Consider the following 17,281-nt stretch of genomic DNA (forward strand, 5'->3'; position numbering starts at 1 on the left):
AGCGTTGGCCTCACATTTCCAGGCAGGGCAGCAACTCGTCATCTGGAATCTAGTTACATTCCGGAGAGAGGAGTTGTCGTCGCCGTTGCCTAGGGGGAGGACACCAATGCGCAAGATTCACGAAGTTTTGAGGCTGCACGCACAAGCAGGTCTCAGCGAACGAACCATCGCCAAGAGCGTTTCGCTCTCACGCAGCACCGTCTCCAAAATCATCACGAGGGCCCAGGAGACCGGGCTCGGCTGGCCCCTTCCAGAGGGCATGGACGACGCTACACTCGAGTCCATGCTCTTCCCCGTTCCACAAGGTCGTCCACGAAACTGCTTCGAGCCGGACTGGGCTCACGTGCATCTGGAACTCAAGCGTAAAGGGGTCACGTTGCAACTGCTGTGGATGGAGTACAAGGAGCAACAGTCAGACGGCTACCAGTACAGCCAGTTCTGTGAGCGCTATCGCGTGTGGAGGAAGCAACTGCAGATTTCCCTACGCCAGGAGCATCGTGCTGGGGAGAAGATGTTCGTAGACTACGCAGGCCCAACAGTCCCTGTTGTGGACAGAGAGACCGGCGAGGTCCAGGATGCGCAAATCTTCATAGCCGTCTTGGGAGCAAGCAATTTCACATTTGTAGAGGCACATCCGGCCCAGACGCTGCAATGGTTCATAGGGGCACATGTACGGGCCTTTGAGAGCTTCGGGGGCGTGCCAGAGCTGGTCGTACCAGACAACCTCAAATCTGCCGTCTTCAAAGCCGACCGCTACGAGCCCACACTCAATCGCTCATATCAAGAGATGGCCGCCCACTACGGATGCGCCATTCTCCCAACACGTCCGCGGAAGCCAAAAGACAAGTCCAAGGCCGAGGTGGGTGTACAGATCGTTGAGCGCTGGATCATCGCTGTGCTACGGCACCGGACATTCTTCAGCTTCCAGGAGCTAAACAGCACAATTGCCGAGTTGCTGGAGCATCTCAACAGCAAGCCGTTTCAAAAGCTGGAGGGCTCGCGCAAGTCCCTGTTTGAGGCCACGGACATGCTCGCCCTCCGCCCGCTGCCCAGAGTCCCCTACGAGTACGCAGAATGGAAGCTGTGCGCGGTACACATAGACTACCACATCGAGGTACTGCGAGCGTTTTACAGTGTCCCGTATTCGCTTGTCGGTCAGCAAGTGCATGCTCGTATCACACAGGGTACAGTCGAGATTTTCTTCAAGGGGCGGCGTGTGGCTAGTCATACGCGCGCCACTCTGCGTGGCGACGTTCGCACGAATCCACTTCATCGTCCGAAGTCACACCAGAAGCACCTCGAATGGACTCCATCTCGGCTCATCTCTTGGGGCCAGGGCATCGGGCCCAGTACCGGAATCCTCGTCGAGCGCATTCTGCAGAAGTACAAGCATCCAGAGCAGGGGTACCGCTCTTGCTTAGGACTTCTGAGTCTGAGTAAGAAGTATTCGCATGCCAGGCTAGAGGCGGCGGCTCTGCGGGCGCTGACAATCAACTCCCCGTCATACCGTAGCGTTCAGTCCATCCTCAAGAATGGCCTAGACAAGGAGAGCATCGTCGTGGAGACAGACTTCACGACGCCAAACCACGGGAACATCCGAGGGCCAGAGTACTACCAAAATCGCCTGTTTCAGTGGACCAACGTAGGGGGCGGAAGCCCCCTGAAAGGAGAACCCATCAATGCTAACAGACCCAACCGTTCACTACCTTCGGCAGATGAAACTCGGGGCCATGGCGGACGCCTACGCGCGTCAGGTGCAAGACCCGGCTATCCACGACCTCACGTTCGAGGAACGTTTTGGACTCCTCGTGGATCAGGAATGGGTGAGCCGGCAGAATCACCGCCAGGAGCGTCTCATTCGGGAGGCGAAGCTCAAGGTCCGTGCCGCACCGGAAGAGGTAGAGCGTCACCCTTCCAGGATCCTAGACCACAGTCTCTTGCGCAGTCTGGCTACCGGGCAATGGATCCAGACGCATCACAACCTCATCGTCACGGGCCCAACAGGCGTGGGCAAGACGTTCGTCACCTGTGCACTCGGCGTCGCGGCCTGCAGGCAAAACATGAGCGTGCGCTACTTCCGGGTGTCCCGACTTCTACAGGACGTGGCGGTAGCAAAAGGGGATGGCTCGTACGCGAGGCTGCGACGTCAACTGCAAAAAGCAGATTTGCTCATCCTCGACGATTGGGGCCTCGCCCCTATGTCCGTTCCGGAGAGCAGAGACTTGCTCGACCTCTTGGACGAACGCACAATGACGCACTCAAGCTGCATCGCCAGCCAGCTCCCAGTTGAGCTTTGGCACCAACACTTTGCCGATCCCACCCTGGCCGATGCTATCCTCGACCGTATCGTTCACAACGCGTACAGGCTAGAGATAAAAGGGGAATCCATGAGAAAATTGAAGAGCGACTTGCCAAATCTCGAAGACTCTGGTAAATAGAGTTCAAGCCACGCTACGAGGCTGACGAAAGTGGCCGTGAATTACCGGACTCAGTGGCCGCTAATTATCGGAATGACTGGCCTACACATTTCCGGAATGGGTGGCCGTTTTCACCGGAATACGCAGCAGTGCCCCGTAAGCTTTTGGGCCACCGTTTTCATGATGTCATCGATATACTCATGCCGATTCTGCCGTATCCACTGTTCAAATGCCTTCACCTTCGCACTGAACTTCTTCCGGCTTGTCTTCCGCTTCACGCGAAAGGTTCCCCTCTGGGACTTCCCACAATAGTGTGTGAATCCTAGGAAGTCGAAGGTACCCGGTTTTCCCTGCCCCAGCCGCCGCATGGTCGATTCCGCAAATCTGCCAAACATGAGAATCTTGGATTTGTTGTCTGCAATCTCAAGTCCAAACTTCGCTAGTCTTTGAACCAGCGCAGCATAGAACCTTTCCGCATCCTGTTTGATCTGGAAGCAGCACACAAAGTCATCTGCATATCGCACCATTTCTGCTTGCCCGTCACACTGCTTCTTCACCACTTTCTCGAACCACAAGTCCAGCGCGTAGTGCAGATACAAATTCGCCGATATCGGGGAAATCACTCCCCTTGTGGTGCGCCGACATCGGTAGGCTCCCATACGCTCTCTTCAATCACTCCAGCCTTTAGAAATCGGCGGATGAGACGCTTCATGTTGGGTCGCCTAGTCGTAGGTCCAGGAACTTCATGAGCCACTCGTGGTCCATGTTGTTGAAGAACCCTCGGATGTCTGCATCTACGACGTAGCAAATGCTGCCTTTCTCAATCACTCGATTGACACTACGCAGTGCCATGTGACAGCTTCTTGCCGGGCGAAACCCGTAAGAGAAGTCAAGAAAGTCTTGTTCATAGATTGCTTGGAGAATTTTAGATGCCCCAAGCTGGACTATCTTGTCCTCATAGGCCGGAATTCCAAGCGGGCGCAGATCATTGCTACCCCCTTTTGGAATGTACGCCCTGCGTACTGGTTGTGGTCGATATGCGTGAGACTTTAACCTTGCGACAAGCTGCTGAAGGTTCGCATCAAGATGCTCCTCATATTCTCGCTTGGTTACGTGATCGACTCCTGCGGACTTGTTCCCATCCAACTCTTCGTGGCATAGCCGCAACATCTCTTCGTTGAGCAGATGGTACAGCGATGTGAACCGCTCTTTGGGCTTCTGTCTCGCGATTTCTGCTATCCTTGCCAATTTCGTTTCCATGATTTCCCTACCCCTGTGTGTAACTGCCTTCCCTCTACCGGCGTTACCCGGTTTCACAGGTACTACGCAGCTATCCGACTCCCTGCACATCGTTTGACATCCTCCCTTTAACTCGGTTATTTGTCATACTCCCTCTGCGGAAGAACATGCAGGGTCTCCCGGGTTCCCGTGTGACCATTGTACAGCATGCCTGGCTCTTCGACCCCGGGGAAGCCACTTGATGCTGGCCTTGGCGCTTCAAGTAGTGTTGCCTTCCGATAGATCGAAACCGTCGACCTTCCCAACTTATATGAGTTTCGGGGCTCAATCACATTCAGGCCTACTGCCTTGCTGTCTACGCTTAGTACAGCAGGTTGCCCTGTTGCGCCCAAGACTCGCTACTGGTGATGTGGCTCACATCTTACCAGGCAGGGATTCCACCTGCTAGGTCACACGACCTTGCCCGGCCGCACCGATCATTGCTTAAAATGATCAGATATGGAAGTCAAGGTCGTGCTGATACAGTCATTGGTTATCCGTTTTTTCGAACTGTGTTGTAGATGCTTAAATCAAACCCAAGCAGCCCCAGAACTCGTTCTATTTGGTCATTGTGTGGTCTGGCCGTCATCCGCTGCCAACCGTTTTCATCGCCTAGCCATACCGTTTGCATCGTCTCCAACATCTCCAACACTGAAACACCCGTGGGGCGCATGCTCTTGCGCTTGCCAGGTAGAATCAGCGGCTCCGTTTCTTTGGCCATCTGTTCGCGTAGAATGTACTCGAACGAGTCATACAGCAACTGTGAAAGAAGCATGACATAGGCGAATGCTTTCACCCGCGTCTGGTTGTGCAGGAACACAGGCCCTACATGGTATGGGCTTTTGAGATGCTTGAAGCCATTCTCCACTTCAATCTGGTCCTTGTATAGACGGAGCACTTGTTCATCTGAAACCCGTTTGTCGTCCCGGATATCCGTTAATAGGACAAATGTTTCTTCGCGCTCTCGCCACTCCCGAAGCACTTGCTCGTCCGGTGCGACAAGGTCGACTGCCAAGCGGTATTCCATGTGCATTCCTGGTGCGGGCTCGTCCTTACGCGGTCGGCCTTTGTGTGCCCGCTTCTCCTGCACCTGTTGTGCGACGACCGACACTTTTAACTCGTGCAGAGCTTTCCTGTGTTCATGGGCAAATGCTTCTCCAGCCGTCCTGGCGTCCCCTTCACAGTTGTAGACAGCCTTACTGGCCTTCTCAATCGCCTTGGTCAGAGTGTCTTTCTCCCGACCTAGCACATCCTCCAACTTATGCTCTTTCTGAGCCGTCAGGCCCGTCGAGCGAACCACGATGAATCGGTATGTCCGCCCATACAACTCGCGGCGAAACGACTGAATCTTGTAGGTTGAGGCGTTGCTTGAAATGGCGGTCTGCCCGATGTCCTGCCACGCCGTTTCCTTCTCCCACGCAGCGCGTTTCAAGTCCGCACACAACTTGACGCTCGAAGGGAGCCGAGAGACAAAGTGTATCTCATCTTTCGCAAAGAGTTCCAGATTCCCCCTAGTGACAACGGCAGAGTCGGCGATATACAGCAGTTTTTCTTGAGTCTGCTCGTCAAGCAGATTGAACAGCCTTGGGACGTTTTCCTTGTTCCATGTATGGTCGTCCTGGTTGCCTTTGTCCACGTTGGCACACAAGGGTACCCCCTTGAGGGTGCACAGCCCAAAGATGATTTGCTTGAGGTCAGGTCTATGCGCCTTTGAATACCCGCGTGCGATTGCAAAACTATCCTGATTCGAATCGCTCTGCTCCGAAGTGTTTGGCTCCGGATAATCGCCAAAAAGGGTGAGGGATGTCGTGTCCGCATGCACAGGTAACAAGTCATCGAACTGTTCGATGATCCACAATTGCTTGACTGTGGCTAGGGCGATTTGTGGATACACTGTATCGAGGTCAAGATCGTACAGGATGTCGAGGGCGCGGCCAAGCGCGTCATCGTTGAGGTCAGCGAAAGACACACCCTCGCCGAGCAGGACTTCCACATCACGTTCTTCATAGAATTCCTGCACCTTATACAAGGCTTTGCGGTCCGTGCCAATATTGATGAGTAAGGCCTTGAGTCGCGTCCCGACAGACAATTTACAATCGTCACGGGCCGCAAGTTTGTCTATCATCTCAACCCAGCCGAACCGGTCGATAAGGCGTGACCAGACAGCGGAGGCACCCATGATGTAATGCCGCATATCAGCAATCAATTTGAAGCCCTCCATCAAAGATTTACACAGAGGTATTCGACACAGCTATGGCCAGCTCCTGTACAATATTTTGGCAAACGAAAATAGCTTACGAAATTCTCACGTCATCATTCACAACTGGAAATTCTCAAGACGACAAATCGAGCGCAATATTCACTTAAATTCAACCCGTTACATCCCTGCAAAAATTAAATAGACCGGAAGGTGCGCGGAAAGTGCGGTCGATCCTTGTGTAGCAAGGATTTTCTGGGTGTAAGCGATCCGTACTAGTTCACAACCACGACGCGGTGGCAAGAACCAGGTACCGGGCACATCGGTAAGTCCGTCGCCTTTCCTATCATGAATCAGGTTGATTCAACCGTCTCTGTATTCGTACCCAATGCCTCTTTACTTGCGTCTCCATCAAGTTAATGGTTGTAGCGTTCTCATCGAAAACGGCTTGAGCCTTAGAGGCATACGACAAAAAGTTCCCACGGCCCTTTTTCCTTTTGCCCATATGTGTATACATTGAATACAATTTTTTTCTATATGCTTTCCGTCCGAACATTTCAGACTTTATTCTGACTGACCTTACCTTTCTATAAGCTCTCGAATAGTACTTAAAAAGGCTTTTCTCACGAATTTTGACCTGCTCCCCGTTGAAAGAGAAACCTAGATAATCCAGACTCGCTTTTTCGCAGCCATTGTCAATGTCGAGCATCTGACCATTTTCAAAAATATAGTGCTTAGTTTTTTGGGCTTGCAAGGACAGGTGAGGTATGCTGTTTACCGCCTGCTCCAATACGAAGTCAACTTCATGAGCATTCTCGCATCGAGTTGATACCGGAATAGCCAGAATTAAGTCATCGCAATACCGTCTATACAGACCGCCGTGTACCTGGGCGTACTTCTTGAGGTGAATGTCAAATTCAAGGAGGTAAACATTAGATAAGACAGCCGATATACTGGCACCTTGCGGTATACCAAATCCCTTTCTATTCCTGCCCACTTTGATTCTCGACTTAAAATCCCTAAACTCCTTATCATCAAAGAGTCGATTGAGTGATCGCAGTTCTTTAGATGTGTATTTGACCTTTAGCTCCTGCTCAATATCTTCAAGCTCTATCCAACTAAATTGAGTTATAGCTTTGAACACAGCATAGAAGTCTGGCGGAAGGGTTTGACTACCGAGAAGATGTTTCACACGCTTCTTCAGGTAACTGTGCTCTAGTGTATCAAAGTATTTCTCAAAGTCAGAGACGAGGATAAATACCTGTGAATGGCGTTTTATGAAGTCTATGACCTCTTTGGCAAAATGAATATTACTTTTCCCGCTTTTGTTTGATCTGTAGGCAGTGACGACATCGTCAATGTCATGCTGTATAACAGCTTCGTTATATCGTTGGTTAAGTAATTCTCCATAATATTTAAAAATATATCCGTCCAAATGCGATGCATAATATATATCTCTAATCTTTTCGGGTTTTCGTTCTCGAGCGGGAGCATCTTTTATGTATTTTTGGCTCTTCAATTGAAAATGGATAAATGGAAAAAACCCGTGCACAGCTACCCACGACGGATTAACTATTTGTCTAGCGACACGCCAAACGGGGACTCGACGGTCAAAGTGTGTGTAACCTTTGATTCGATATTTCTTGATGTCCATTTTAGCAGAGCTGATAGGGTCTGTAACCTTAGCCAATTACACTGTACTAGACAGTAAACCCTAAACAGCATACCTTCTTTCTCGGTCGCATCCTGGGTAAGTACCTTAGATGGACAGGGCTAATAGTAACACTGATGTGCTATGCTTGGGTTAGCATCTGCTGGAATCTGAACGGAGGCGGTCGTGGGATGCTTGACAGCAGTTCACAGATATCCCTCATATCCGTTGCTATATGAGGCACTACCAATTATACCAATATTAAAACAGTCTTTCAAGCCTGTGCTTAACACAGGTAATACTCGCTTTTCCACAGAATAGACCTTCCCCATATTTCTTACAGACTATTGTTCCGGCTGTAGTCTTATCACCAAGGCTCACTGAGTTTGTTGACAATATCACGACGAGATAACACGGAAGCACATCTTTCCCACAAATGTGCCTCAGGGTCGATGGTTACGCGATACTTTACAGTAAAAGCATCCTGTGCCCTATTTCTTTCATGAATGTATTCATTCATTCGAGCCTTAAGCTCCTCTTCGTTCTCAATCCATTCATCATCGATCGTGTCAGGGATGCTGCCAAAAATGTCATAGGTATCCCGCAGGCGTTCTGACAAGACGTTGTAAACCTTCTCATCCTGTGTTTCGCTGTACACTAGATTGAGCATGTCAACAAACTTACGAGCCTGACCAAAACGTTTGATTCTACCCAATCGCTGTTCAAGCCGAGACGGATTCCAAGGAAGATCAATGTTAATCAAGGTGCCCAACGTTTGAAGGTTCAAACCTTCGCAGGCCGCATCGGTCGCTACTACCAGCCTTATCTCACGAGTTCTAACAGCTGCCTTTATGACTTCACGTTCAACATTGTTAAACTGCTCGCCCCGAAAAAGTCCACTCTTTCCAACACCCGCATATACTGCCACAACTTCACCTTTGTAAGTTTTGGCCAATTCTTTCGCGATCCATTCTGCAGTGTCATAGTACTGGCTGAAAATAATACATCCGTGTTCAAGCCAGGTTTTCCCGTCAGTTCTGAATTCAGTTAGAAACCACTTCACCGTGTTGAGTTTAGAATCTACGGCTTCAGCACGTGACAGCTGTATCTCGATTTCTTTGAGACAAGCTACTTCTGCGGGCGTCATTTCAGAAAGGATGTGTTCTACTTGTTCAACACGGTCCTCATCCTCATTTGAAATAGAGTGCTTAAGCATCTTTTGCGCGGTTTTCAAACCGGAAGCAAAACTTGAACAAATACGCTGCAGCATCAGTGATTTCATAAAGCCGCCGGCTTTAGTTCTGGAATTAAGAAGTCTGCAAAACTCTTCGGCTTTTTCATACGCAACCTGAAAGGGCGTGTTTGTTGGAATCCCCAATCCGACAAAGCGAGACTGATACTGTGCAAGGTTTCGGGGTAACGGGTGTGTGTTAACACCGACTTTTTCTAATAGACCGTCGTCTTCAAGCTGTTTTCGCTTTCTCAGGACCGTATGGCGCAACACGGGGTTATTCTCTTTGAAAAATCTGGCGTCCAAACACTCAGAAAGCCACATGTTCTGAATCATATAGTCTAGGTCTTCAAACCGATACGTGCAAATGAAAGAATGGTCATCAATCGCCAACTGATCCCGTATCTGTTGGACTATATGATGTTCTTTAGCTGGAGGAAGTGGGTTACTTAACCATTGCCAAGCCTCTCTCTCTGAAGTAACTTGGCGTTTTCCAGTCACCATTTGGATCGCTTGTTCATGATCTCGCCAAGGGGATAATGAATCCCCAAGAACAAACTCTGCACCGCTATTCAGAATCCCCAATAGGTCCCAAAGCTCCCGGACATCCGTCTGGATGGGGGTGGCAGTACCCAGTATCAAATGCCTGGTGCGCCTTCCGATTTGCTGCATAAAAGCGAGGAGATTATTGGGTTCAGCTGCCTTATCACCTAGCCCACCTCTTGCTCTTGCTTTGTGTGCTTCGTCCAGGATGACTGTCCCAAACCTGTTCTTAAGGAGCATCCCTGCTTCTTTGACAAAATCCGAGCCCTCCCGCTGGTGCATGATCAGTCCAGTCGAGATAATCGCAATTTTATATGGACATTTTTTTATAGAAGATGCATCTCCGCGCGGGGATAAAACTTGGCCCTCAACACCAAGCCACACCTTTTTTTGCGATGACCAGACAGCCGCGGGAACCCCAAGCTTATCCATCATCTCGATTTGCCACTGGATTGTTAATGTGGACGGAGCAAGAATTAGAACTGGTCCATCTTCAAGGAGAGCACTTACCAGAGCACTAGTTGCCATAGAGAGTGTTTTACCAACTCCGACCTCATCGGCCAGAAGCAAACGAGCCTTACCGTATGTCTCGCGGTGCTCTAAGAACATCGTGACAAACGAGCGCTGCCATGGCTGTAATTGCTCTCCTCCGCGATAGATCGGGGCTTCTGCCATTGCAGCAGCCGGGACTTCATGGGGGTTCAATACTTCTACCGTGATCTCTCGACGATTAGCCACTCGATTGATTTCTGCCAATATCGCCTCCGGCAGAGGAACCCCTTCACTCCACAAAGCCCAAAACTCTTTCTCTACCCAGTCTGCACTCTCCTCATCGTCATCCTGCCATACAAGTTCATAGTTGTGAGAAAAGGCACTTTTCGACTCGTTTACTGAGCCAATGAACGATCTACGGCTACCGTCCGGATAGTGTATCGCCCCCGCTTTGCCATGTAGAAACAGACGCTCCTTCGGTACAACCCGAATTTCCACATTTCCCGACTGCAACAACTTGCCCAGGGTCTGATAGCGTTCCCTTTTCAAGAGCGCTTCCGCTTCGACATCCACTGCATTCCAGCGTTCTTTAAGGACCGTATCCCTCCCTGTTGCCACTTGGAAATCAGCCAAATCCAGTTCGGAATTGCAAATAATCTTCACCTCTGGAATTTGAGCAATTTCCTCACCAACAAGTTCGAAAATAGAACTCCTGAAATAACCTGCAATACGGAAATACTTTGATGCACCTTTTAAAGTTTTAGCCAAGAACTCTGTATCCAATCTCTCTGTTCGAGATGAAAAGCGCTTCAACGTCATATCTTATAACCTCTGGTTTCGTATGGCCTCTGCGAGTATACGTGCACAACTCGCCTCGAGCTCGGGTTTGAAGGTCTTCGTGCCTTTAATGCCTTCCCGTTTTTCTGCCAGATAGTCTGCCATTTTAGCTAATAATGCTTTGTTTGGTAGGTAGTTGGGGCAGTTTTCCATCAGGTGTAAGAGCACATCATCCACTTCGACTTCTTTCGAGAGTTCAAAGAGTGCATAGAGTAGGGCTCGTAACGGTGTCCCTGCAATTTCAGCGTCTCCGGACATCATCCCACTCTTGAACTCGGACGAGAGCTTCAAACGTGCAGAATTGGCTTTCGAGCTGTCGCTCATCAACTTGTCAAAGTGATGCACCTGGAAGGCTTTGGCGAAGTTCTGGTAGTTATCCAAGGTTTTGGCGCCCTGATGCTCCATCTCCACCATCTTAAGATAGAAACGCTCCACCGCCTGTAGTTTCTGCCATTCACCCTTTTCAAACCCTACAGGGACAAGAAACTGGACCGCGGTCTGAACTGCAAACTCGATCAGTTCATCGACAAAGGTTTTTTTGCCCTTTTGCCGAGGCGCTTCCGCCTCGGCGATCATGTCCTTGCCGTCAATGCGAGAATAGGCTGTCAGGACTTTCAGAGCCGCAGCATAGCCGCCCATCTGTAAGTCAGCGTCAGTGTAGAGTCCTTCTGAACCTTGGGCCCGAACCCTTTTATCCAACCCGACCAGCGACTCTACCTGTTCCTTAACGGCTTCCTCAATCTCCCAACCCAGATCATCTCGGAAGGTCTCCAATTCTTGATGGCGTTTACGCAGAATTAGAATAATGGTTCCCTTGACATTTGCCCCCTGACGTACAGCTGAATCAGTTTCCGTTACCACATACCAAGCCGCCGTCACTTGCAAGCCACTGGCCCAAATGATGTTTGCCATGTCTGCCCAGATAGCCCCGCTTTGATGGGTAAACATTAGGACCTGAATGCCGTTATCCGGCATCTTCTGGGCCATCTTGTGGTAGGAAGCCACCATGCCTTGGCGAAAGCCTGCATCCTCTCCTTTAATAGCTAAAGAACGGCGGCTGTCCCAGGTCCAGTGAGCAAATTCTTTAGGAGGATCTTTTCTAAGCCAAGCAATGAAAAACTCAGTGATTTCTTCATATTTAACTGCATCTCCGTATGGGGGGTCGGTGATATATATATCGTTTTCAACTGGAACTTCTGAGGCAAGGTCATTTCCGACCCTTGTTTCCGATGTGAATGGTATGCTTTTTATCGGCTTGTCCAACACCGCGAACAAGTCCAATAAAGAACGGCAACCCCAATTATAGAGTGTATTAAGTGCCTGATTATAAAAAACATTAGAAGTGTTATTGCTGGCACCACCGATTTGCTTGCCACTACCATCTTTTGCGATTCTAGCACCCGATGTTGTCCATCTACTCAACTTACTTGAAAAATCCAACATAGATGGTAACAGTGGGTATAGAACAGAATTTTTAATATTTTTCTTTATAACTCCAAGATAGAGTAAGTGTCTCGGATTAAACAAATGGTGCCAGTAAGTCCAGCCGCGTTCGCGGATTGGCTGGTCAGTGTTATATCCCTTTTCAATGACCATATCAGGTATATAACCCTTTTCCTGCCACTTCTCGAGATGTTCATTGACGTAGTCTATTACTTTTCTCTCGCGAGCCAGATCTTCATCTGTGACCGAACGAAATTCATAGTCGTATTTCGACCCCGTTGGTTTCTTTTTCATCCATTGAATACAATAGAGACGCTCTTGAAATATATCATCTGGACGTGGTACAAAATCTGTTTTTTCCCACAAACGAAGGCGATTTTTATTTTCTTCACCTTCTTTGTAGTCTCCTCGAATGGTTTTTATGTTTATCCGATATTGAGTAACTCCATCAGGTGAATGAACAACATTACCATCTTGAATGGTGCCAACCTGAGCTGCGTTCAACTCTTCGGAAGAATTAACATGTCGTACTTCAATGTCGTAGCGCTTACTAGAGTGATTGGGGATTAGTTCTGCAATAACCCCATACCCCTTGCTGATAATTCTGTCCGGCAATAGGGGCACCATCCAACCAGTTTCAGGGCATTTGACTTCAATACAGTAAAGATAAACCTTGGCCTCCCAGCCTTTTCCATCCGTTTCAATACCTAGCGTGTCAATCTCATTTTGCACCTGCTGTGATAGCGTCTTCTGAACCTTGTCCATTTCGGCCCGTTTTTCCGTGCTTGCACCCACGATATTAAAAGCCCCCCACGTGAGCAGAGAGGCAATAGGATTGAGATCAGAAGCATAAACATCACAGCCAAGGCGTGCCGCTTCAAAGGGAATCTGCCCTGAGCCCGAAAAGACATCAGCAACCTTTGGACGACGTCCGAAGCGGGCAATCCCCATCTGTTCTACCAGTTCGGGGAAGGATTCGGCAGATGTACCCAGATGCTGATTCACACGGTTCCAGATATGCATGTGAAGATCGTCGCCTAGTTCTTCGGGGCGTTTGGCTTTACTTACCTGTTCAGAGTATGGCAACACCAGAAATTTCCCCACTGAATCGCGTCTAGAAGCAGGAAGCGTAGCCTCAATGCGCTTTCGCATGGTCTCAGCATCCATCCCCATCAGCATCTCAAAAATCTCCAGATCTTTGAGATGATCCTCTGTAGCAGGAAGTAATGACCCAAGAATACATGCCTTGTTCAAAATAAGCGGCTTGCGACCCTTCCAATAACTTCCTAGAGCTGTGAGTGTTTTGCCTGCTCCCGCCATCTGTTCTTTGTAGCTCTCAGCAGATATTTTTTGGACAGGAAACAAATGTTCAATCAGTGCTGGTTTGTCTTTCCATTCAAATGGTGCTAGGGCCATCAGATATCTCCCTTTTCTATGAAATCAAAAAGAGGCAACGTGTCTTGTTGTTCGGATTTCTCCTTTGTCTTGGGCTTCTGTTTGTGTCCCAACTTAATACTTAATCCGTCAGACAAGGCGCAGTAGAGTGCTTTGCGCCAGCCTCGGTCAGACTGACTGTCCTGCCCTGCTTCCGATGCAGTCTTACTGTAAAGCCACCAGCGCTCCTCGGGCCGCAATGCCAGCCATTTTTGGGATATTACAAGGCACTCATCAGGTGTAGCATGCTCCGCCGCCCACCCAAGCACACACAACTCTCTACCCAGAAATCGGTCCAGCTTGACTCTTCCGATTGTCCAACTGCCGGCACTTTGCTTTTTAGTTTTTAAGCGTGCATTAAAGTCCCGTCTGGCATCATCGCGAATTTTGTTCCAAAGCTCTCGAGCCAGTACCAATCTGCATTCAACCATTTCACGCCGAGCTTCATCACCATCGAAGCCAAAATCCTCGTAAATACAGATAGCTTCCCGCTGACTTGCGGGAATTTCCACGTAAAAATGGTGCATCCCAAATTCGGTTGGCGCTCCAAAACCTGTAGTGCCACTCATTTTTGTTCTACCTCACCGTTGCCTATCTCAATGCCAAGCTGTTTTGCAAATTGTTCTAGATCATAGCCAGTTGGCATATAGGCTTTTTTAAACGTCATAATCACAGGTGCTTCCGATCCAACGAGGCTTTGAAGATGTCCCAGTTCCGTCTCAATAAACTCTGCATCAATCTTAATTTCACCAAGAGAAAGATGAATCGCCCTTGGTGCAGAACCAACCATCAGCATAACCTGTTCAAATTCAATGCTTTTTTCCTTAGCCATCTTCAGTCCCTCATACGTCTTCGAGGAATTATCCAAACGCTTTGGTGACGGACTATGCCAAATTGCTGGCGATTCCCTAATAATTGGGACTTCTTTGGAGCCGGATTTAGCAAAGGTAAAGTTGCGCTTTTCCTCAAGGCCATCACACTCAGCAAAGACATAAACTGTCGTTTCGTCGTCTCCCAACTGAATGGGGCCTGCATAATCGGTTCCGTTTCGAGCTTCTGATCCGTCCAAGGTGTACTTAATAGACCCTTTTGGTGCGACAAACAATTCTACTGTTCTGGAAACCTCGTCAAATCGGTTGCGTAGCGTTAGACGATTCTTCCAGGTCTTTGGGGCACCCGTGAGATTCTTTCCGGTAGGGTCGACGGCGAGAAACTGAACTCGCAGTGCTTTGGTTACAAGTGTATTGTCACTCAATACTGGGCTGCTTTCGGAAACTTCACTATCCTCTGCATAGTGGATTCGAGGACTGTTTCCGGCATTCGCCACATCAATCTTCAACCGCACTGTGCCTGAGTCATCCGGAGAAGAGTCTTCACCGATAATGACCTCCGTTGTCTTTGGCTTCGGTTTTTTTGTAATGGAACCATTCCCCAAATCTTCCCATACACCACGCTGGTATGCTTCAATCACAAGCTGATCAAACCCACGGCTTGGAAGCCACGGCATCTGAGTCTTCTGCTTCATTTTGTCTAGCAAGTCCGTCTTGCGTGCCTCGTCCTGAGAGCCAAAAAGCAAAGACTCTGCTCTGGCACGAAGGGCGTCAAAGTTCTGGCTGATCTCGGTATACAATTTTATAGGATCTGAAGTCAGCGTCTTTACAACCTGCTTTTCACCATTGTAGGGCTCATTGGATGGATACGTACTATCAAGTGCTTTAGGTCGAAGTACATCTTCCCCCCGATTGTTTCCAGGGAAAAGAAGTTTGTCAAAAACTGAAAGAACGGTGGTTTGGAAATCCTGCTCATATTGCGTAATTTTTGTGTCCAACTCTTCTCGTTGGGGATGCGATTGAGGAATTTCTGGATTTGCTTTTGCCACCGCATAAACGTGTCGAGCAGCCTTGTCTATACTAGCCATGGAGGACTTATCACCGGTTAACACGAGCATATTATTTTTGTTAACTAAACCCTTGAAGAAATTCGCAACAACACCTGGAGGAGTTTTCCCATCCGGACTGATTATCAAAAGTGCTCGTCCCGTTTTAAGAACAGCCTCTGCTTCATCCATTTCAGGAAGAGGTAACACTTTTTCATATGCTTCCTTTGTTGTCGGTTTATACATCTCCTCAAGCCGATGGCGTATCAGTTCATCCACCTTGTTTTGTGGAGCTTTATCCGCATACCCCTGAAGTTTCTTCGTTAAATTTTCCTGATGACTAAAATAGTGACGTCCTTCTTGGGTCTGGTGTAAATACCAAGCGGACTTTTGAAGCTCACTGAATGCGGCTAGAAAACCGCTTCCTTGGTGAATGGGGTCGATTAAGCACTCAAGCATCTCACTATCAGTGAGGCCTCTAACAGAATTCACTGCAGTTGAAAGACTGGCCGTTAGCACTAGAGTTCCAACTTGTTGCGCATAGTGATTTCCACTGTGGATGTCGATGATCTGCGCATGAGCGCTGTACGTGGAATCCCAAAGGTCTCTTGCAATCACATCTCTCATTTCTGAGATTTCGGCCAGTTTTTCTCTTACGTCTTGGATGGAAAGATCAAAATGCTGAGCACCAATCAGATAAACGTCTTCGCTGCTTTCCCACACAGACTTTAAAAGCCTCGAAACCAATTCCATTAATCCTCGCGTTTGTTTGAATTTCTCGTTTTCCTTAAACAGAGCAACAATACTCTTGAAGCTTGGATGGAAGGGATAGGTTGATTCAATTTCGTTGGCCAGTGCCTCGGCGCTTCTTTCAACCGTTTTTGCCTTTGCTGCTTCTGCCAGCCTCGACGCATAGACAGAAGCAACTTCTGCAATCTCGCTTTTATCCGGTAACGAAAGGAAGAGTCGCTTGCGAAGAATTTCATATATCTCGTTGGATTCCAGATTAACCGGAGTAATGGAAACTTCAGCACGCCCCAGTTCCTGTGTGGCATCGTCAAGAGCACGTTGTATTAACTTCCCACCAGTATCGTAGGCAGCTTCCAGGTCAGAAACGACAATACAGACATTTTTTCTTTTTTGAGCTGCAGTCAGCATATTGGAAAATGCTCTGGTAATCACGTCGGCAATCGTTCCATGTCCTAAGACCTGCGTGCTGTAATAATGGAAATATGGAGGCATTTCATCCAAGAGAATAAGAACTGGTTCTTCGCCATCGAACAGACTTAGCCATGATTGTTCATCCGGGGCCTTTGCACCAGATTCCCAATATTCCCGAAAGAGGCCCTCTTTTCCTAACTGACGAGCAATTTCTCCCCAGAAATAAGTATGAGGATTATTGCGTCCATTAAAAGCGGCTACCTTTGCTGAATTAAAACCTGACTGATATGGCATAGAGCCTATTTGTGTCTCGCGAAGCGCTGCATCTTTTGCTAGAAGTCCAAATCCAACCATCAGGTGTGTTTTACCACCACCCATGGCTTGTTTAAGATGGAACACGGTATCGTTTGACTTCCCTGCAAGGCGCGCCATCCCTTTGGAAAGAAGCGCCTTCATTCCTTCAGTGATGAAAGTTTTCTTAAAATAATCCGACCCATTGGTGTCATTAATAATCTGATCAAGTTGTTCGATCTGATCCCCAACATTTATTTCAAGGGCCTTGGGCTGTAACTGGCATGCTGATTTGATTGTTCTCACTGTAATATATTTCCTCCTCTTACCCCACATAAACCTCTGACGCTTCAATATATTTACACCGCTTTTGAGGGTGTCCCGGGCGTCTGCGCGGAGCAGCAGTTCGCGCATGTACGGACACACCAAC

9 protein-coding genes and 1 pseudogene are annotated in these 17,281 nt (G+C 48.6%); 2 read left to right on the top strand and 8 right to left on the bottom strand.

Annotation, left to right across the window (positions count from 1 at the left end; genetic code table 11):
- Positions 1–106: 106 nt before the first annotated feature.
- Both istA and istB read left to right on the top strand, forming a co-directional pair.
- Positions 107–1,615: pseudogene (istA, locus tag JC200_RS07315) on the top strand (IS21 family transposase); the annotation flags it as partial.
- Positions 1,616–1,679: 64 nt separating this feature from the next.
- Positions 1,680–2,438, top strand: a complete 759-nt coding sequence (istB, locus tag JC200_RS07320) for an IS21-like element helper ATPase IstB (protein WP_274435602.1) — start codon at positions 1,680–1,682, stop codon at positions 2,436–2,438.
- A 110-nt stretch (positions 2,439–2,548) separates the two neighbouring features.
- On the opposite strand, the gene JC200_RS07325 is transcribed toward istB, so the two are convergent.
- The 8 genes from JC200_RS07325 to JC200_RS07360 all read right to left on the bottom strand — a co-directional run bounded on the left by JC200_RS07325 (position 2,549) and on the right by JC200_RS07360 (position 17,265).
- Positions 2,549–3,040 (bottom strand): reverse transcriptase domain-containing protein, encoded by a 492-nt coding sequence (locus JC200_RS07325; RefSeq protein WP_274435604.1) that lies wholly within the window; start codon positions 3,038–3,040, stop codon positions 2,549–2,551.
- 85 nt (positions 3,041–3,125) lie between these two features.
- Positions 3,126–3,677 carry a reverse transcriptase domain-containing protein gene (locus JC200_RS07330; RefSeq protein ID WP_274435606.1) on the bottom strand — a complete coding sequence of 184 codons (552 nt, stop codon included), beginning with the start codon at positions 3,675–3,677 and terminating at the stop codon, positions 3,126–3,128.
- Positions 3,678–4,188: 511 nt separating this feature from the next.
- A complete protein-coding gene (locus JC200_RS07335; protein WP_274435607.1) occupies positions 4,189–5,901 on the bottom strand; it encodes an IS1634 family transposase in 1,713 nt (570 codons plus the stop codon).
- A gap of 337 nt (positions 5,902–6,238) precedes the next feature.
- Positions 6,239–7,546 carry an RNA-dependent RNA polymerase family protein gene (locus JC200_RS07340; RefSeq protein ID WP_274435608.1) on the bottom strand — a complete coding sequence of 436 codons (1,308 nt, stop codon included), beginning with the start codon at positions 7,544–7,546 and terminating at the stop codon, positions 6,239–6,241.
- A 364-nt stretch (positions 7,547–7,910) separates the two neighbouring features.
- Positions 7,911–10,628, bottom strand: coding sequence for a phospholipase D-like domain-containing anti-phage protein (locus JC200_RS07345; RefSeq protein ID WP_274435609.1), 2,718 nt, complete (start codon positions 10,626–10,628; stop codon positions 7,911–7,913).
- A gap of 3 nt (positions 10,629–10,631) precedes the next feature.
- Positions 10,632–13,505, bottom strand: coding sequence for an anti-phage-associated DUF1156 domain-containing protein (locus JC200_RS07350; protein WP_274435610.1), 2,874 nt, complete (start codon positions 13,503–13,505; stop codon positions 10,632–10,634).
- Positions 13,505–14,092 carry an anti-phage-associated DUF3780 domain-containing protein gene (locus JC200_RS07355; RefSeq protein ID WP_274435611.1) on the bottom strand — a complete coding sequence of 196 codons (588 nt, stop codon included), beginning with the start codon at positions 14,090–14,092 and terminating at the stop codon, positions 13,505–13,507. Before JC200_RS07355 ends, JC200_RS07350 begins: the two co-directional genes overlap by 1 nt.
- Positions 14,089–17,265: an anti-phage-associated DUF499 domain-containing protein gene (locus JC200_RS07360; RefSeq protein ID WP_274435612.1), complete on the bottom strand. Its 3,177-nt coding sequence runs from the start codon at positions 17,263–17,265 to the stop codon at positions 14,089–14,091. Before JC200_RS07360 ends, JC200_RS07355 begins: the two co-directional genes overlap by 4 nt.
- Positions 17,266–17,281: the final 16 nt, after the last annotated feature.

Source organism: Alicyclobacillus sp. ALC3 (genome assembly GCF_028751195.1).
In the GTDB taxonomy this organism is placed as follows: Bacteria; Bacillota; Bacilli; order Alicyclobacillales; family Alicyclobacillaceae; genus Alicyclobacillus_L.